The organism is Nocardia harenae NBRC 108248, assembly GCF_001612885.1.
GTDB lineage: Bacteria > Actinomycetota > Actinomycetes > Mycobacteriales > Mycobacteriaceae > Nocardia > Nocardia harenae.
Genome location: NZ_BDBH01000012.1, coordinates 50,946 through 66,638, shown reverse-complemented (window position 1 = coordinate 66,638; position 15,693 = coordinate 50,946). Strand labels below are relative to the sequence as shown.

Annotated in this window: 19 protein-coding genes and 1 pseudogene; 8 read left to right on the top strand and 12 right to left on the bottom strand. The window is 73.4% G+C overall.

The annotated features are described in order from the left end of the window. Positions 1–60: 60 nt before the first annotated feature. Both NH2_RS23365 and NH2_RS29025 read left to right on the top strand, forming a co-directional pair. Positions 61–642, top strand: a complete 582-nt coding sequence (locus tag NH2_RS23365; protein WP_369690060.1) for a TetR/AcrR family transcriptional regulator — start codon at positions 61–63, stop codon at positions 640–642. Further along, positions 639–788, top strand: coding sequence for a hypothetical protein (locus tag NH2_RS29025; protein ID WP_157103939.1), 150 nt, complete (start codon positions 639–641; stop codon positions 786–788). The genes NH2_RS23365 and NH2_RS29025 overlap by 4 nt, the downstream gene beginning before the upstream one ends. A 25-nt stretch (positions 789–813) precedes the next feature. Here the strand turns inward: NH2_RS29025 and NH2_RS23360 are convergent, their stop codons facing one another. The 4 genes from NH2_RS23360 to moaA form a co-directional block, all read right to left on the bottom strand. Continuing rightward, positions 814–2,352, bottom strand: coding sequence for an RNA polymerase sigma factor (locus NH2_RS23360; protein ID WP_067658394.1), 1,539 nt, complete (start codon positions 2,350–2,352; stop codon positions 814–816). Next, a complete protein-coding gene (locus NH2_RS23355; RefSeq protein WP_067658892.1) occupies positions 2,349–3,059 on the bottom strand; it encodes a YciI family protein in 711 nt (236 codons plus the stop codon). Before NH2_RS23355 ends, NH2_RS23360 begins: the two co-directional genes overlap by 4 nt. A 91-nt stretch (positions 3,060–3,150) precedes the next feature. Next, positions 3,151–3,393, bottom strand: a complete 243-nt coding sequence (locus tag NH2_RS23350; protein ID WP_067658391.1) for a MoaD/ThiS family protein — start codon at positions 3,391–3,393, stop codon at positions 3,151–3,153. Beyond that, positions 3,386–4,444, bottom strand: coding sequence for a GTP 3',8-cyclase MoaA (gene moaA, locus NH2_RS23345; protein WP_067658388.1), 1,059 nt, complete (start codon positions 4,442–4,444; stop codon positions 3,386–3,388). Before moaA ends, NH2_RS23350 begins: the two co-directional genes overlap by 8 nt. Positions 4,445–4,494: 50 nt before the next feature. Between moaA and NH2_RS23340 the strand changes: the two genes are divergently transcribed. The 4 genes from NH2_RS23340 (at position 4,495) to NH2_RS30245 (ending at position 8,299) form a co-directional block, all read left to right on the top strand. Beyond that, complete coding sequence (locus NH2_RS23340) at positions 4,495–5,700, top strand: molybdopterin molybdotransferase MoeA (protein ID WP_067658385.1); 1,206 nt, start codon at positions 4,495–4,497, stop codon at positions 5,698–5,700. Beyond that, the gene (gene moaCB, locus NH2_RS23335; RefSeq protein WP_067658382.1) at positions 5,697–6,722 is read left to right on the top strand and encodes a bifunctional molybdenum cofactor biosynthesis protein MoaC/MoaB; all 1,026 of its coding nucleotides are present in this window, start codon (positions 5,697–5,699) and stop codon (positions 6,720–6,722) included. Before NH2_RS23340 ends, moaCB begins: the two co-directional genes overlap by 4 nt. 4 nt (positions 6,723–6,726) lie before the next feature. Then, positions 6,727–7,164 (top strand): molybdenum cofactor biosynthesis protein MoaE, encoded by a 438-nt coding sequence (locus NH2_RS23330; protein ID WP_067658379.1) that lies wholly within the window; start codon positions 6,727–6,729, stop codon positions 7,162–7,164. Positions 7,165–7,294: 130 nt separating this feature from the next. After that, complete coding sequence (locus NH2_RS30245) at positions 7,295–8,299, top strand: AraC family transcriptional regulator (protein ID WP_067658377.1); 1,005 nt, start codon at positions 7,295–7,297, stop codon at positions 8,297–8,299. Here the strand turns inward: NH2_RS30245 and NH2_RS23320 are convergent. From NH2_RS23320 to NH2_RS23305, 5 genes are all read right to left on the bottom strand, one after another. Continuing rightward, positions 8,289–8,477 carry a hypothetical protein gene (locus tag NH2_RS23320; RefSeq protein ID WP_067658889.1) on the bottom strand — a complete coding sequence of 63 codons (189 nt, stop codon included), beginning with the start codon at positions 8,475–8,477 and terminating at the stop codon, positions 8,289–8,291. The genes NH2_RS30245 and NH2_RS23320 overlap by 11 nt on opposite strands. Positions 8,478–8,653: 176 nt before the next feature. After that, positions 8,654–9,688 carry a CobW family GTP-binding protein gene (locus NH2_RS23315; RefSeq protein WP_067658374.1) on the bottom strand — a complete coding sequence of 345 codons (1,035 nt, stop codon included), beginning with the start codon at positions 9,686–9,688 and terminating at the stop codon, positions 8,654–8,656. A gap of 33 nt (positions 9,689–9,721) precedes the next feature. Beyond that, positions 9,722–9,883, bottom strand: coding sequence for a hypothetical protein (locus NH2_RS29020; protein ID WP_157103938.1), 162 nt, complete (start codon positions 9,881–9,883; stop codon positions 9,722–9,724). Positions 9,884–10,128: 245 nt separating this feature from the next. Next, on the bottom strand, positions 10,129–10,491 hold the full coding sequence (locus tag NH2_RS23310) for a hypothetical protein (protein ID WP_067658371.1): 363 nt from the start codon (positions 10,489–10,491) through the stop codon (positions 10,129–10,131). Further along, positions 10,484–10,789, bottom strand: coding sequence for a hypothetical protein (locus NH2_RS23305; RefSeq protein ID WP_067658368.1), 306 nt, complete (start codon positions 10,787–10,789; stop codon positions 10,484–10,486). Before NH2_RS23305 ends, NH2_RS23310 begins: the two co-directional genes overlap by 8 nt. A gap of 526 nt (positions 10,790–11,315) precedes the next feature. Here NH2_RS23305 and NH2_RS23300 point away from each other — a divergent pair. Beyond that, positions 11,316–11,756 carry a hypothetical protein gene (locus tag NH2_RS23300; RefSeq protein WP_067658365.1) on the top strand — a complete coding sequence of 147 codons (441 nt, stop codon included), beginning with the start codon at positions 11,316–11,318 and terminating at the stop codon, positions 11,754–11,756. Between the two features lie 379 nt (positions 11,757–12,135). On the opposite strand, the pseudogene NH2_RS30410 reads toward NH2_RS23300, so the two are convergent. Both NH2_RS30410 and NH2_RS30350 read right to left on the bottom strand, forming a co-directional pair. Next, positions 12,136–12,228 (bottom strand): annotated as a pseudogene (locus NH2_RS30410) (GTP-binding protein); the annotation flags it as partial. 33 nt (positions 12,229–12,261) lie between these two features. After that, a complete protein-coding gene (locus tag NH2_RS30350; RefSeq protein ID WP_067658362.1) occupies positions 12,262–13,557 on the bottom strand; it encodes an N-acetylmuramoyl-L-alanine amidase in 1,296 nt (431 codons plus the stop codon). 189 nt (positions 13,558–13,746) lie between these two features. Between NH2_RS30350 and NH2_RS23290 the strand changes: the two genes are divergently transcribed. Then, a complete protein-coding gene (locus NH2_RS23290; protein WP_067658359.1) occupies positions 13,747–14,115 on the top strand; it encodes an Rv1352/Rv1906c domain-containing protein in 369 nt (122 codons plus the stop codon). Here the strand turns inward: NH2_RS23290 and NH2_RS23285 are convergent. After that, positions 14,112–15,383, bottom strand: coding sequence for an MFS transporter (locus NH2_RS23285; protein WP_084505812.1), 1,272 nt, complete (start codon positions 15,381–15,383; stop codon positions 14,112–14,114). The genes NH2_RS23290 and NH2_RS23285 overlap by 4 nt on opposite strands. Between the last annotated feature and the right edge of the window lie 310 nt (positions 15,384–15,693).

Here is a 15,693-nt window from a genome sequence, read left to right as displayed (position 1 = left end):
GCCTGGCTTGTGAACTACGACACACCCAATGACCGGGCGCCGCTCCCTCTGCTCGGTGCGGTGCCCGCGGCTCCGGTCGAGCGGGCGGACGCCGCGCGCAACCGCAGGCTGCTGCTCGACACCGCGCAACGGCTGGTGCGCGACGAGGGCGTGCGCAACCTGACCATGGACGAGCTGGCGCGCCGCGCCGGGGTCGGCAAGGGCACCGTCTTCCGCCGCTTCGGCAACCGCTCCGGGCTGCTGGTGGCGCTGCTCGACCACTCCGAGCAGAAGTTCCAGGGCGCGTTCCTCTTCGGGCCGCCGCCGCTCGGCCCCGGCGCGCCGCCGGTGCAGCGGCTGCTCGCCTTCGGCCGGGCCCGGCTGCTCGACATCGAGGTGGAGGGCGAGCTGCACCGCGCCGCCGAGCTGGGCGAGGCCGAGCAGCGGTACCGCAACCCGCCGTACAACGTGAGCCGGGTGCACGTGACCACGCTGCTGCGGGAGGCGGGCGCACCGGGCGATCCGCGGCTGCTGGCCGACGCGCTGCTCGCCCCGCTCGCCGCCGCGCTGGTCATGCATCAGCTGCACGACCTCGAGTACACCCGCGACGAGATCGCGGACAACTGGGAGACGCTCGCCCGCCGGGTCTGCGTGCCGGAATGAGGGGCGAGACGGCAGGGCTGCGCGACCGGATCAGCGCCGAGCTCGGGGTTCGGCCGGGCGGCGGTGAGCGGTGGGAGTCGCTCTTCACCGCTACCAGGCACAGGCGGAATCTGCCGGTGGCGCCGCTCGACACCTGGTGTCGGTGAGTCTTCGTGCCGCGGGGCGCGCTGGTCAGGTAGGGGGCAGGCGGCGCCGCACCTCGGTGAGGCGGGTGCGGAGGAAGGCGCGGACCGGTTCGGTGGGGGCGGTGGGGATGGCGGCGCGGTAGTGCGCGGCCGCCTCCTCGTAGCGGGCGGCGCGGCGGTAGGCGTCGGCGTAGGCGGCGGTGAGCAGGTGGGTGCCGGACAGCCGGGGGTGCTCGGCGATGGCGTCGAGTTCGGTGAGCCCGGCCTGCGGGCCGTCGCGGAAGCCGATGGCGATCGCCCTGTTGACCAGCACGGGGGCGGCGGCGCCCGCGGCGGTGATGGCGTCGTAGGCGGTGACGATCCGGTGCCAGTCGGTCTCCGGCCAGGAGGGGGCGGTGGCGTGCGCCGCGGCTATCTCGGCCTGCGGGAGGTACGGGCTGTGGGTTCCGGCGGCGGCGCGGAGGTGGTGCAGGCCCGCGGTGATGCGGGCGGCATTCCAGGCCGTGCGGTCCTGGCGCTCGAGCGGGACGAGACCGCCGTCGGGGGCGCGGCGGGCCGGGCGCCTGCTGTCCTGGAGCAGCATGAGGGCCTGCAGGGCGTTGGCCGCGGCCTCCGCGGGCCCGCCGGGGAGGGCGCAGGTGAGCGCGCCGAGGCGGATGGCCTCGTCGCAGAGGTCGTCGCGGACCGCATCCGGGCCGGCGGTGGCGAAGTAGCCCTCGGAGAAGACCAGGTAGATCACGGCGAGGACCGCCGGTACGCGCTCCGGGAGGCGGTGCTCCGGCGGGAGCTCGAGCGGGATGCGGGCGCGACGGATCTTGGCCTTGGCGCGGGAGATGCGCTGGGCCACGGTCGGCTCCGGGACGACGAAGGCGCGGGCGATCTCGGTGGTGCGCAGGCCACAGACCAGGCGCAGGATCAGGGCTACTCGCGCTTCGATGGCGAGGGCGGGGTGGGCGCACGCGAAGAGGAGGCGGAGGCGGTCGTCCGCGAGGGGATCGCGGGGTGTGGCGCCGGGGGTACTGCACGAGCCGGCGTGCGACGACACGGCAATCGGCGTGGCCTGGGCCGGGGCCACGATGGGCGGTGCGGAGTCGTCCGGCCCCGAGACATCGGGCGCGGAGTCGACCGGTGCCGAGTCGACCGGTGCCGAGACATCCGGCGCGGAGTCGTCCGGTGCCGAGGTATCCGGCGCGCAGCCGTCCGGCGCCCAGACATCCGGCGCGCAGCCGTCCGGCACCCAGACATCCGGCACGGAGTCGACCGGCGCCGAGGCAGCCGGTGCGGGTCCGTCCCACGGGTCCGGGACGGTAGCGGCCGCGAGGCGCACCGCCTCGTGCTCTTTACCGGGCCGCGCCGACTCCCGGCGCAGCCGGTCCACGGCAACGCGGCGGGCGACGGTGGTGATCCAGGCCCCGGGGCGGTCCGGGATGCCCCGCTCGGGCCAGCGACGCAGGGCGCGGGTGAAGGCTTCCTGGACGGCGTCCTCGGCGACCCCGAGATCACCGGTGTCGCCGGCCAGGACCGCGACGGACCGGCCGAACTCGGCGCGGTAGATCGCGTCGAAGCGGCCGGTCCACCCGGTCATCCGAAGGCCAGGACCGGGCGCACCTCGGTGGCGCCGGTCGGGCCGAGCGGGATCTTCCCGGCCAGGTCGATGGCGGCCGCGCGATCGGGGGCGGTGAAGAGGTAGAGCCCGTCGAGCACCTCCGCCGCCTCGGCGAACGGGCCGTCGGTGAGCAGCAGCTCGCCCGCGGGGGCGCGCAGGGTGGTCGCGGTGCCGGGCGGGTGCAGCGCCACCCCGCCGGTCAGCGCCGCGCCCGCCGCGTCCGCGAAGGCGCCGTGCTCGGCGACGGCGGCCTCCCACGCCTGTGTCCCCGGCGCGATCACCGCCTCGGGCCGCTCCCAGAGCAGCGCGGCCCACCAGTGCGCGCCCGGCTCCGCATGCGGGACATACTGCGCAACGGGCCGCACCTCGACGGCGCCGCCGGACACCGCGGGCAACCGCCCGGCCACATCGATCGCCGCGTCCAGATCGGCCACGTCGAGGACGTAGAAGCCGCCGACCACCTCCGCCGATTCCGCGAAGGGGCCGTCGGTGGCGAGAATTCGCCCGTCCTGCCTGGTCAGCCGCACCGCCTCGGAGGTACCCGCGAGCGCGGCGCCACCCGCGACCACCTCGCCCGCCGCGGCGTCGAAGGCCGCGTACCGCGCCACCTCGGCGTCGAACTCCGGCGTGCCCGGCGTGGAATCCGGCCCGCCCTCGGCCCCGAGCAACACTGCCAAGTAGTACATATCGGTCATCCTTCCCGGTATCGGAGGAGCACGGAACCCCTCTTACCAGGACGACGAAGACACCCGGCGGACCTCGACAGTGTGAGCTACGTCACCCTCCGGCGAAAGGTGGGAGGACGTCGACGGTGGGGGTCAGCACGGTGGCGCGGTCCCGGGTGAGCTCGTCGCCGACCAGGTAGGCGCAGGCACCGAGCATGGCGTCCAGCTCGGCGCCGTAGGCGGCGGCGAGCGCCCCGCGCAGGTCGGCGACGGTGGCGCCGGCGGGCAGCGGGAGCTCCTCGCTGTGCTTGCCGACCGCCTCGGCGATCGCGGCGAAGTAGCGGACCTCAACCACCGATGGCTCCCATCGTGCGCTCCGGCGGGACGAAATCCGCGGCGTCGATGCCGTGCCCCGCCCACTTGTTCCACATGGCGCCGCGCCAGATCTCGGCCAGCCCGGCGTCGTCGACGCCGGTTCGCAGGGCCCGGCGCAGGTCGTACTCCTGGTCGCTGAAGAGGCAGGAGCGCAGCATGCCGTCGGCGGTGAGCCGGGTGCGGTCGCAGCTGTCGCAGAACTTGCGGGTCACCGAGGCGATGATGCCGACGGTGGCGGGGCCGCCGTCCACGGTCCAGGTCTCGGCCGGGGCGGATGGATCGGGGCGGCCGACCGGGACCAGGTCGAAGCGGGCGCCGAGCACCTCGAGCAGCTCGGCGGCGGTGACCATGTTGGCGCGGGCCCACTCGTGATCCGCGTCCAGCGGCATCTCCTCGATGAAGCGCAGCTCGCAGCCGTGGTCGAGGCACCAGCGCAGCAGGTCCGGCGCGCCGGCCAGGGTGGCGCGCATGAGCACGGCGTTCACCTTGACCGGGGTGAGCCCGGCGGCGTGCGCGGCCCGGATCCCGGCGAAGACCGAATCCAGCCGGTCCCGGCGGGTGAGGCGGTGGAAATCGCGGGCGTCGACGGTGTCCAGCGAGATGTTCACCCGGTGCAGCCCGGCGGCGGCCAGCCCGGCCGCGCGGTGCGCCAGCCCGACCCCGTTGCTGGTGATCGCCAGCGGAACCCCCGGGACAGCGGCGTGGCACCCGGCCACGATCTGCTCCAGATCCCGCCGCATGAGCGGCTCGCCGCCGGTGAACCGCACCTCGCCGATGCCGAGCTCGCGCACCGCGAGCGCCACCAGCCGCACGATCTCGGCCGGGGTCAGCAGCTCCTCCGGCGGGATCGGCGGCAGCCCCTCCTCCGGCATGCAGTAGGTACAGCGCAGCGAACACTTCTCGGTAATGGAGACGCGCAGGTCGCGGGCTATGCGACCGTACCGGTCCAGCAGCAGCGGGGTGTCGGGGCGGCCGGCCAGCGAAGGGCGCCCTGACCGCACGGCGGGGATCCCTATCTCGACCAACGTCACCCCCCCATTATGACGACGGCCGCCCTCAGGGCACCGACTAGGCTGAAACCATGAATTTCCGGCCCGCTCTCGCCCCGGCCCGCTCGGTCGACGAATACCGGGCCACCGTCGCCGAACTGCTGCGTCCGGCCGGGCCGCGGCCGGTGCGGGAGGTCGCGCCGCTCGCGGCGCTGCACGGGCTGCTCGCCGCCGATGTGCACAGCCCGCTCGCGCTGCCTGTGTTCCGCAACTCCGCCATGGACGGGTACGCCGTTCGCGCCGAGTCGGTGCTGGTCACGCCGGTATCACTGCCGCTGAGCGGGGTGCTCGCCGCGGGTGCCGACGCGCTCGCGCCGCTGCCCGCGGGCGCCGCGGTGAAGGTGATGACCGGCGCGCCGGTGCCGCCGGGCGCGGACTGCGTGATCCCGGTCGAGGACACCCGCGCGGACGGGACGACGGTGACCATCGAGCGCGGGCGGAGCGCCGGCGAGTTCGTCCGCGAGGCCGGGACCGATGTGCAACGCGGTGACCTGCTGGTCGCCGCCGGGACCAGGCTCGCGCCGCGGCACGTCGCCGCGCTGGCCGCTGTCGGGTTGCCGACCGTTCCGGTGCTGGCGCCGGTGCGGGCGGCGGTGCTCACCACCGGGGACGAGCTCATGCCCGCCGGGGTGCCGCTGCGGCCGGGCACGATCTACAACTCCAATGGCGCCGCGCTGGCCGCCGCGCTCGCCGACAACGGCGCCGAGGTGGTGTCGGTGGCGCACAGCACCGACGACCACGGCGAGTTCCGCGCGCTGCTCAACGCCGCGGTCGGCGCCGCGGAGGTGGTTTTCACCAGCGGCGGGGTCTCGCAGGGCGACTTCGAGGTGGTCAAGGAGGTGCTGGGGCCGCTGGGCGGGGTCTTCGGGGCGGTCGCGGTGCAGCCGGGCGGGCCGCAGGGGTACACCGTGGTGGACGGGGTGCCGGTGCTCAGCTTCCCCGGCAATCCGGTGAGCACCGCGGTCTCCTTCGAGGTGTTCGCGCGGCCGGTGCTGCGCGAGCTGGCCGGGCTGCCGCCGGTGCCGGAGCAGCGGCTGGCGCTGCGCGATCCGGTTCGCTCGCCCGCCGGGAAGCGGCAGTACCTGCGCGGGGCGCTGGACGGCGCCGGGGTGCGGGTGGTGGCCGGGCCCGGCTCGCACCTGGTGGCCGGAATGGCGAGGGCCGATGCGCTGGTGGAGATCCCGGAGGCGGTTACCGAACTCCCCGCGGGCGCGGTTGTGCGAGTCTGGTCCCTGTGAGCGAGCTGTCGCACGTCGACCGAGAGGGCCGCGCGCACATGGTGGATGTGAGCGCCAAGGCCGAGACCGCGCGTACCGCCACCGCGGCGGGGATGCTGCGCACCACGCCGGAGGTGGTGGCGCTGGTGCGCGCCGACGACCTGCCGAAAGCGGATGTGCTCGCCACCGCGCGGGTGGCGGGGATCGCCGGGGCCAAGAAGACCTCGGAGCTGATTCCGCTCTGCCATCCGCTCGCGCTGACCTCGGTGCGGGTGGCGTTCGAGTTCCTGGCGGACGGAATCGGGATCGAGGCGACGGCGAAGACCACTGGCCCGACCGGGGTCGAGATGGAGGCGTTGACCGCGGTCGCGGTGGCGGGGCTGACATTGCACGACATGGTGAAGGCGGTGGATCCCGCGGCGGTGCTCGACGGGGTCAGGTTGCTCACCAAGAGCGGGGGCAAGCGCGGGGAGTGGTCCCGCGAGGCAGCGGCGCCCGCGGACGACGTCGCCGGGCACGTGCATGCCGACTCCCCGGCGGGCATCGCCGAACCGCCCGGCGCACCGGCGCGGAGCGCGGTGGTGCTGGTCGCCTCGACCGGTGTCGCCGCGGGCACCCGCGAGGACCGCACCGGGCCGGTGCTCGCCGACTGGCTCACCCGCCTCGGCTTCGACGTCCGCGGCCCGCTGGTCTACGCGGACGCCGACATCGCACTCGGCCTCGCCGACGCCCTCCGCTTCGAGCCGGAGCTGGTGCTCAGCACCGGCGGCACCGGCGCCTCCCCCACCGACGCCACCCCCGAAGCCACGCTCGCCCTGCTGACCAGGGAGCTGCCCGGGATCGGTGAGGCCATCCGGCGGCACGGCGCCGCCAAGTTCCCGCTGGCCTCGCTGAGCCGGGGCGTGGCGGGGCTGGTCGGCCGCTCGGTGGTGGTGAACCTGCCCGGCTCGCCCGGCGGCGTCCGGGACGGCATCACCGTGCTGGAACCCCTGCTCGACCACCTGCTCGCCCAGGTCGCGGGCGGCGGCGCACACGAGGAGTAACCCCATGACCACGCAGCACTCCGGCGATGTCCGGCTGGCCAGGATCAGCGAGCAGCCGCTCGACCCGGCGGCGGTGGAGGCCGCCGTGCTCGGCCCCGAGCACGGCGCCGTCGTGGTCTTCACCGGCGCGGTGCGCAACCACGACCACGGCCACGCGGTCTCCGCGCTGGAGTACTCTGCGCACCCGCAGGCCGAGAGTTTCCTGGTCAAGTGCTGCGCGGAGGTCGCGGCGGCGGCCGGGCTCCCGGTGGCGGCCGAGCATCGGATCGGTGCGCTGACGATCGGGGACCGCGCCATCGTGGTCGCGGTGGCGGCGCCGCACCGCGCGGAGGCCTTCGCCACCTGTGCGCTGCTGGTGGACCGGATCAAGGCCGAGGTGCCGATCTGGAAGCGGCAGCTGTTCGCCGACGGGCTCTCCGAGTGGGTGAACGCCTGCGGGTGAGCCGTTGCGGGCGGATCAGGTCGCCGCTCGGCAACGAATCGGGGCATCCCCGTCGTTCTCCGGCAGGATTCGGACAGGATGGGGCCTGACCGGGTGTCCACCCGGCCGCCGTCGGCGACGAGGAGCAGGGGTGAGCACGGATCAGATTCTGCTGCACAGGTTCGTCATCGCGCAGCTCGCCTCGGCGGGGGTGGACCCGCGCAAGCTCGCCCGCGAGGCCGGGCTCCCGGAGTGGGCGCTGACCGGCGACTCCGGCCACCTGCCGAGCCCCACCTTCTCCCGGCTGTGGGAGGTGGCCGCGCACGCGCTCGACGACCCGGACGTGGCGCTGCGGGTGGGCGGCAATTTCCAGCTCAGCAGCCTCGGCCTCTACGACTACCTGTTCTCCTCCGCGCCGACGCTCGGCGCCGGGCTGGCCACCTCCGACCCGTACGTCACCGCGGTCACCACCAACCACCGCTTCCACCTGCTCGCCGACAACGAGCGCGAGGTCACGCTCTACCTGGACATGATCGACGGCGAGGGCCCCGGCCGGGACCTGACCCAGCTCTGGGGGCTGATCGCCTCGCTCACCAGGGCGCGCCGGGCGGTGCGCGGGCCGATCACGCCGCTCAAGGTGGGGCTGCGGCAGCAGGCGCCGACCAGGCAGGGCGTGTACCGGGAGGCCTTCGGCACCGGCGCGGTGGAGTTCGGCGCCGCCTACGACGGCATCACCTTCCGGGCACCGGACATGGAGCTCCCGCTGGTCACCGCCGACCCGGTGCTGGCCGCGGTGCTGCGGCCGCTGGCCGACGCGCTGCCACCGCCGCCGCCGCTGCGCGCGGTCTGGCCGCGGCGGGTGGCCGCGGCGCTGGAGCGCGCCCTGGACGACGGTGACGTCTCGCTGGCGCGGGTCGCCAGGGCGCTGGCGCTCAGCCCGCGAACGCTGCAGCGCAGGCTGGCCGAGGCGGGCACCACCTGGCGCCGGGAGCTGGACCGGGCCCGCGACGCGCGGCTGCGCCGGGCGGTGGCGGTGGGGCCGGTGAACCGGTCGCGCCAGGCGGAGCTGCTCGGCTACTCGGACGCGGCCTCCATGCGCAGGGCGGCGCGGCGCTGGTCGGCTGCGCGCCGGGAGCAGACCCCGCTCACACCCTGAGGTAGCTCGCCGCGATCCGCCAGAACATCTGCGGCTCCAGGATCTCGAAGTCCCAGCTGTCGATCACGCGCTGTACCGAGGTCACGATGGCCTTCACGTCGAAGTCCTCGCGGGTGGCGGTCCCCTTGGCCTCCAGCGCGGCGATCACGTAGGCGGTGGCGCTCTCGCAAGTTTGCACGAAGCTCTCCGATCGGTCGCACGATACGGCGCCCACAGCATTGGATGCCGAATCGACCGCCGCGAACGAGCCGGAGCTGCGCGGGTCCGGCGCGGCGGTCCCGTGGTCGAGTCTTGTCGGCGTGTCGCCGGGCCACCAGCACCGAACGCGACAGCCACCGACCGAACACGCCAAGATCAGGCGGGCTCCGGGGTGTAGCGCCACAGGCCGAGCAGGGCATCGCTGTCCAGCGGTTCGGCGGCGGTGTGCTCGGTGGCGGTGAGGCGGGCGCGCAGCGCCTGCTCGTCCAGGCCGGTGCCGATGAGGACGATGTCGGTGGCGCGGCGCTCGCCGGTGGCCAACGGCACCGGTTCCACCGAGACGTGCCTGCCGACCAGGTGGAATGTCCATTTGCGGCGCTCGCCCGCCACCGCGACGGCCACAACGCCCTTGGCCCGGAAGAGCCCGTCCGGCGGGTCCTCCAGGAAGGCGACGAGGGCGCGCGGGTCCAGCGGGCGCTCGCTGTGGAAGGCGATGCTGCGGTACTCGTCGTGCAGGTGGGTGTGCGGCTCGGTGCCGCGGTGCTCCGGCTCGGCGAGCAGCGCGTCGAAGCTGAGCTGCTCGGGGCCGTCGATGGGGCGCCGCACCGGCTCGTCGAAGAGCAGCTTGGGGGCGACGCGGCCGTGCGTGGTGGCGTGGATCGGCACCTGGCCGACGGTCTCGGCGATCCGGGCGCGCACCGCGTCGGCGTCCGGGGCGCGGTCGATCTTGTTGAGCACCACCAGGTCCGCGAGGCGCAGGTGGGTCAGGAGCTCGGGGTGCCTGGCGCTGGTCTCCGGGAACTGCTCGGCGTCGACCACCTCCACCAGCCCGCCGTAGCGGAGCCGCGGGTTGGCGCTGCCGATCACCATGCGCACCAGGTTGCGCGGCTCGGCCAGGCCGCTGGCCTCGACCACGATCACGTCGACGGCGTGCCTGGAGTCGGTGAGCCGGGTGAACATCTCGTCCAGCTCGCCGAGGTCGACGGCGCAGCACACGCAGCCGTTGCCGAGCGACACCATGGCGTCGACCTGGCCCGCCACCAGCATGGCGTCGATGTTCACGGCGCCGAAGTCGTTGACCACCACGCCGATCCTGGTGTCGCCCGCGGCGCGCAGCAGGTGGTTCAGCAGGGTGGTCTTCCCCGATCCGAGGAAGCCGGCCACGATCAGCACGGGAATCCGCTCCGCCATTCGGTCCACCCTAGTGAACGCGGCGGCGCGGGCTCAGCCCGCGGGCTCGGTGAGGACGCCCGCGAGCCGGTAGGCGAGATCGATGAGCCCGGTGGTGATGTCGCGCTCGTCCAGGCCGAGCGCCTGGGCCAGCGGGCGCAGCAGCTCCAGGACCTGGGCGATCGCGCCGTTGGCCGGGCGGGGTGGCCCCGGCACGACGGAACTGTCGATACCGGGGCCTCGATCACGCTGACGAACTATCCGTTCTGGAGCCAACGCAATTCCACCGCCCGGTCGCAGGCCCACCAGTTCCGAGTGGGAGGGCCGCACCGTCGACCCTGGGGCGTTGCAGTGGAGGCTCAAGGGCGGGCGAGTCGGTGAGCGGCTGACGATTCACTCGGCGTACCGCTGCGGCCGGCGGGATTTCGGCGCCGACGAGCGCAACCGTGCGGGCGAGGGGATCACGCTGCGTGGCCGGACCGGTGCGACAACTGGCCCAGCGCCTCGGTCACCGCGCGGGTGGCGATCTCGAGCGCATCGGCCAGCGGCACCATCTCCGGCTCCTCGCCGTAGGCGGCCTCGAGGTCGCGCTGGGCGAGCCAGCGGAAGTAGGCGCTCTTGCTCATCCCGAGTTCGCCGGCACGGATTCCGACGCGCAGGTCCAGCTCGTCGGACATCTTCACTGAGCGCGGCTTGAGCCTGGCGTCGGACTCGGTGTCAGCAGCCGGCTCGGCCTGCACCGCGCTCCCGCGCTGGGCGCGGGCTACGATCCGGGCCATCTGTTCGGGGGTCACGTCATCGGTGGGGGTGGTGTTGTCAATCATCGGAGTTCTCCCACTGAGTGAATTCGGCGGTCTCGGTGGCCGTCAGCGACCGGACATCGACGACGGTGAAGTCGGGCGGCGCGATCCGGCCGGTGACCTGCACGGCCTGACCGGTGTCGGTGCGCATCCACAGCTGGAACATCTGCCATCCGGTGGCGGCGTCGTAGGCGGGTTCGCCCCATGCGCGCACCTCTCCGGCCAGCCACCGCCGCATCAGTGCCACGACCTGCTCGGGAGTCAGTTCGGTCCCGGCCGTCGCCATCATCTGGGCCAGCGCGTAGTAGAGCTTGATAGCCACCTTGCGAGACTACCCGACGGTGCAATGAGACTACCACGAGAACCACGATCACCCCAGCTCAGCTTTACGACAGGCAGGAAGGTCTGCTGACCACGCCGTGAACAGCGCAGCGGGCACCGGATCGCCAACGGCCCGACGCCGAGGCTGGACGCGCTGCGCGAGCGCATGGCGCCGGGGTGCGGGTGCTGCTGAGGTCAGTGGATCTCCCGCTTCGCGGCCGCCCAAGGCCGGACACGGGCGCGTTGACCAGCGAGGACCGGCCCCGCGCAGTGGCGGCCCGGCGAGTGCACCGTCGTAACGATGCCTGGGCGGCGCTCGTAGGCTCATCGGACGGTGTGGCTGTAGTCCTCGCCCCGGGTGCTCGTCGATGGCCGGGGCGAGGAGGGCTGGTCGGGGCACAGACCGTGGTCGGTCGAAGGCCGCAAGGGCACGACCGGCGCAGATCGCGGAACCGCGCGGGATGGCTCGCCCGCCCGGTGAAACAGGCCGGGTCCCCCGGTCACCGTCCCCCTGGAAGAAGTACCTCGTGGTCACCATCCCCCGCCTCGCCGCACTCACCGGCTTCGCCGCTCTCGCCCTGACCTTCGGCGCTGCCCCTGCCGCCGCCGACCTCACCTACCACTCCCATCCCGGCGACCTGCCCGGTGGCGGAGCAGCGCTGGTCCAACCGCTCAACGGCACCATCTACAACCAGGACAACAAAATCCTGGCCGACCCCGGCGATCTGGCGATCACCCTCGACACCGCCCAGACCGACGCCGTAGCCGCCATGACCGCGAACATGGACCCCGCCTTCCGCGTCACCGTGCCCGGCGTCGCGACCTGGCGCCCGGCATCCTTCGCCCAGCTCGCGGCCGAACCGGCGACCGGCTGCATCCAGCTGGTCTTCACCGACAACTACGACCTCCCCTACCCCGAGCCCTTCGCTGGAGTCAGCTTCGGGCTCTACCCCCAGCTCTGCCGCTGACCGTTCTGACCGGGCCGTCGGTGTCCGCGTGGTAGCGGTGCTGCCGCGGCGGGTGGGGATCCCGTCCGCGTGAGCGATCCGGGGTTCACCGCGACGGCACGGCCGGTTTACCGATCAGCGCGGCCGGGGCCTCGCGGCACCCGGCCGTGCCACCTCGGAGCGTACTGGCGCGCGAGCGCCCGGCCGGGCCGAGGACAGGACGATGTGCCGCGTTCCAGGCCAATCCGTCATCGACCGCACGCCGGGCCAGAAGGCTGTACACGGCAGGCGCTGGGAGCGCGGCGCCATGCAGCCGAGCCGGTCATTCGTCGTCGGTGACTCGCGCGAGGCCGAGCGGCTGCGCACCGCCCGCCAGCTCGGCATCCGCGACGAACATCGCACCCGGCTCGCGGCGCAGCAGGTGGTTCAGCAGGGTGGTCTTCCCCGATCCGAGGAAGCCGGCCACGATCAGCACGGGAATCCGCTCCGCCATTCGGTCCACCCTAGTGAACGCGGCGGCGCGGGCTCAGCCCGCGGGCTTGGTGAGGACGCCCGCGAGCCGGTAGGCGAGATCGATGAGCCCGGTGGTGATGTCGCGCTCGTCCAGGCCGAGCGCCTGGGCCAGCGGGCGCAGTAGCTCCAGGACCTGGGCGATCGCGCCGTTGGCCGGGCCGGGGGGTGCGGAGGCCCATGGGTCGACGCCGCGGGCGCGCGGGAGGGACGGGGTTCTGGCCGTCCCGGTCGGCGCCCCCGTCGTGGCCGGGGTGGTGGTCCCCGTCTGCGGGGCGCCGCCGGGCGCGGAACCCAGGGCGGTGCCGCCCGGCGCGGTGCCGAGCGCCGGACCAGGCGCGGTGCCGGGAGCGTCGCCCGGGGCGGTGCCGCCGGGCGCGGCATTCGGCGTGGTAGCGGGGGCCATGGGCCGCAACCCGGCCCCGGGAGCCGCCGGGGCGGTCGAGGTGGCGCCGCCGGGCGCGCCGGTATCCGGCGCGGTGCCGGGGGCGGGGGTGGCCCCGGCGCGAGCGGGCTCGGTGGGCTGACCATTGCTCGGCGAGAGCCCGAGCAGGTACCCGGCGATGCCGGTGGTGATGGCGATGGCGTGCTGCAACTGCCCCTCGGGGCTCTCCAGCACGGCGGCGTCCTCGGGATTCGCCCCGTTGCCCATCTCGACGAAGACCGCCGGGACGTGCGTGAGCGCGGGGCCCGCAATATCGGCCCTGGTCTGAATGCCCTCCATGGCGCCGCCGTAGGTGGCGGGCGAGAACCCCGCGCGCACATAGGCATCGCGCATGGTGGTGCTGGCGGCGCGCCCCGCGCCGGACTGCACCCGGTCGGCCTCCGGGTCGGGAATCGGCAGCTGCGGCACGATGAGGTGGAATCCGCGCTGGTCGGCGGGGGCGCTGTCGGCGTGGATGCTCACCGCGATGGCGGCGCCGGAGCGGTTCGCCGCCGCGGCGCGCTCGTCCACGCAGCCACCCCAGCCGGTGTCGTCGGCGCGGCTGAGCACCACCCGCGCGCCGAGGCTCTCCAGCGAGGACTTGACCAGCTGTGTGACCGCCCAGTTGACGGTGTGCTCCGGCACCCCGTTGCGGGTGGTCATGCCGGTGGTCTGGCAGGGCTTGGTACCGCCGCGGCCGTTGTCGACGGGCCGGGAGAGATCCTCGTCGTGCTCGGTACCGGCGTGGCCGGGGTCGAGGAACACGGTGCGCCCGGCCAGCTCCGCGCTCGGCTGCGCCTGCACGGCGGGGGCCAGCGCGAACGCCGACGCGGTGAGGAGCGGCGCCAGGACGACGCGGGTCGTGATTCGCAGAATGCTCGGCTTCATGTGCGGTCGGCGCCCCGAACCGGGACGCCCCTCCCTTCCCATTGGTCACACCAAACCCACACGCCACTGTCACAACATCCGCCCCAGCCGAACAAGGCAAGTTATCGAACCGTGACCAACCCTATCCAGTGTGGCCTGAATCTCGAAAACAGCGTTTCATGCCCGAGCGCTCTGGTAGATCTGACGGGTATGCGCACCACAGCGGCGCTCGTCGCCGGAGCCCTCCTGTCCGTCGCGAGCCTGGTCGGCGCGGGAACCGCGGCCGCCCAGCCGGTGACCGTCATCCCGGTCGACGGGCTGTACCTGGTCAACCAGGAGATCGTGCCCGGCTGGTACGAGGCGCCGGGCACCCAGGACCAGCGGTACGGCTGCGACTGGCGCCGGCTCTGGACCACCGAGGGCGATCTCTTCGACATGAACCACGTCATCGGCAACGACTTCACCAGGAAGACCCCGGTGCGCGCGCAGATCAAGGCGACCGACGTCGCCTTCCTCACGGTGAACTGCGGCCCGTGGCGGCTGATCCCGGCGCCGCCACGGACCGGCTCGGCGGGTTAGACCTTCGCCACCACGAGGTTCTCGTCGGTGGTGGCGTCCGGCACCTCGGTGCCGCGCAGCGAGGTGCCCGCCGTCTCGCGCAGGAAGAACCAGGCGATCAGCCCGATCACGCTGGCGCCCATCATGTAGCCGGCCGGGAAGAGCGACCAGCCGGTGCCGTCGATCACGGCCTCGTTCACCAGCGGCGCGGTGCCGCCGAAGAGCGCGGTCGAGATGTTGTAGCCGAAGGCGAAGCCGGCGTAGCGCACGTGCGTCGGGAAGATCGCCGGGAAGGTCGAGCTGATGGTGGCCAGCTGCGGCAGGTAGAGCAGCCCGAGCACGACGAAGCCGAGCACGGCCCAGCCGATCCCCTGCCCCATGAGCCAGTACATCGGCAGCGCGAAGACGATCAGCCCGAGCAGCGAGACCAGCCACATGGGCCGCCGCCCGACCCGGTCGGAGAGCGCGCCGAAGAACGGGATGGTCACCATCATGACCAGCTGGCCGATCAGCATCATGGCGGTGGTGGTCGACTCGGAGACGCCGACGGTGTTCTGCAGGTAGGTCGGCTGGTAGGTGAGCAGCGTGTAGTTGACCACGTTCAGCGCGACGACCAGGCCGATCAGCGTGAGGGTTTCGCGGCGGTAGGTGACGAGCACCTCGCGCAGCCCGGTCGGCGGCCGCTTCGCCTTCGACGCGGCGACCTCCGCGAAGACCGGCGATTCGTCCAGCCGGGAGCGCAGGTACCAGCCGATGAAGCCGAGCGGGAGCGCGATCAGGAACGGGATGCGCCAGCCCCCGTCGTGCATGGCGTCGGTACCGAGGGCGAGCTGGCAGGCCAGCACCACCGCGGAGCCGCCGACGAAGCCGCCGAGCGTGCCGAACTCGAGGAAGCTGCCGAGGAAGCCGCGCTTGCGGTCGCCGGCGCACTCGGCCATGTAGGTGGCGGCGCCGCCGTACTCGCCGCCGGTGGAGAAGCCCTGCACCACGCGGAGCAGGATGAGCAGGATCGGCGCGAGCACGCCGACCTGGCCGTGCGTCGGCAGGATGCCGATGGCGCCGGTCGCGGCCGCCATCAGCAGGATGGTGGTGGCGAGCACCGCCTTGCGGCCGATCCGGTCGCCGAGCGGGCCCCAGACCATGCCGCCGAGCGGGCGCAGCACGAAGGAGATGGCGAAGCCGAGCATGGTGCCGAGCGTCCCGAGCTCGCCGGGGAAGAACGCGTCGGTGAGGTAGGTGGCGGTGGCGGCGTAGACGCCGTAGTCGAACCACTCGGTGGCATTGCCCATGGCCGAGGCCGCGACGGAGCGCTTCAGCGATCCCTGATCCGCCGTCCCCGTTGCCTGTGGATTGCTGTCGGTCACAATCGTGTCCTTCCCAGCCCGCGGCTCGGGCCTCGCTTTCGTCCCGCCCTCCGCACGAACGAATTCGGAGGTCCCGACGAGAAAAGCCGATACCCCTGTTGGATGACGATCAAACAGCGGCGGAGCATCGCGAACTCCGCTTCACCTCGGTGACCTGCCCATCGCCGGAAGCGTGAACTGGATCACAGTACGTCGAGCGTCGGATACCCAGAGCGGCGCTCGACACTCCGTGATC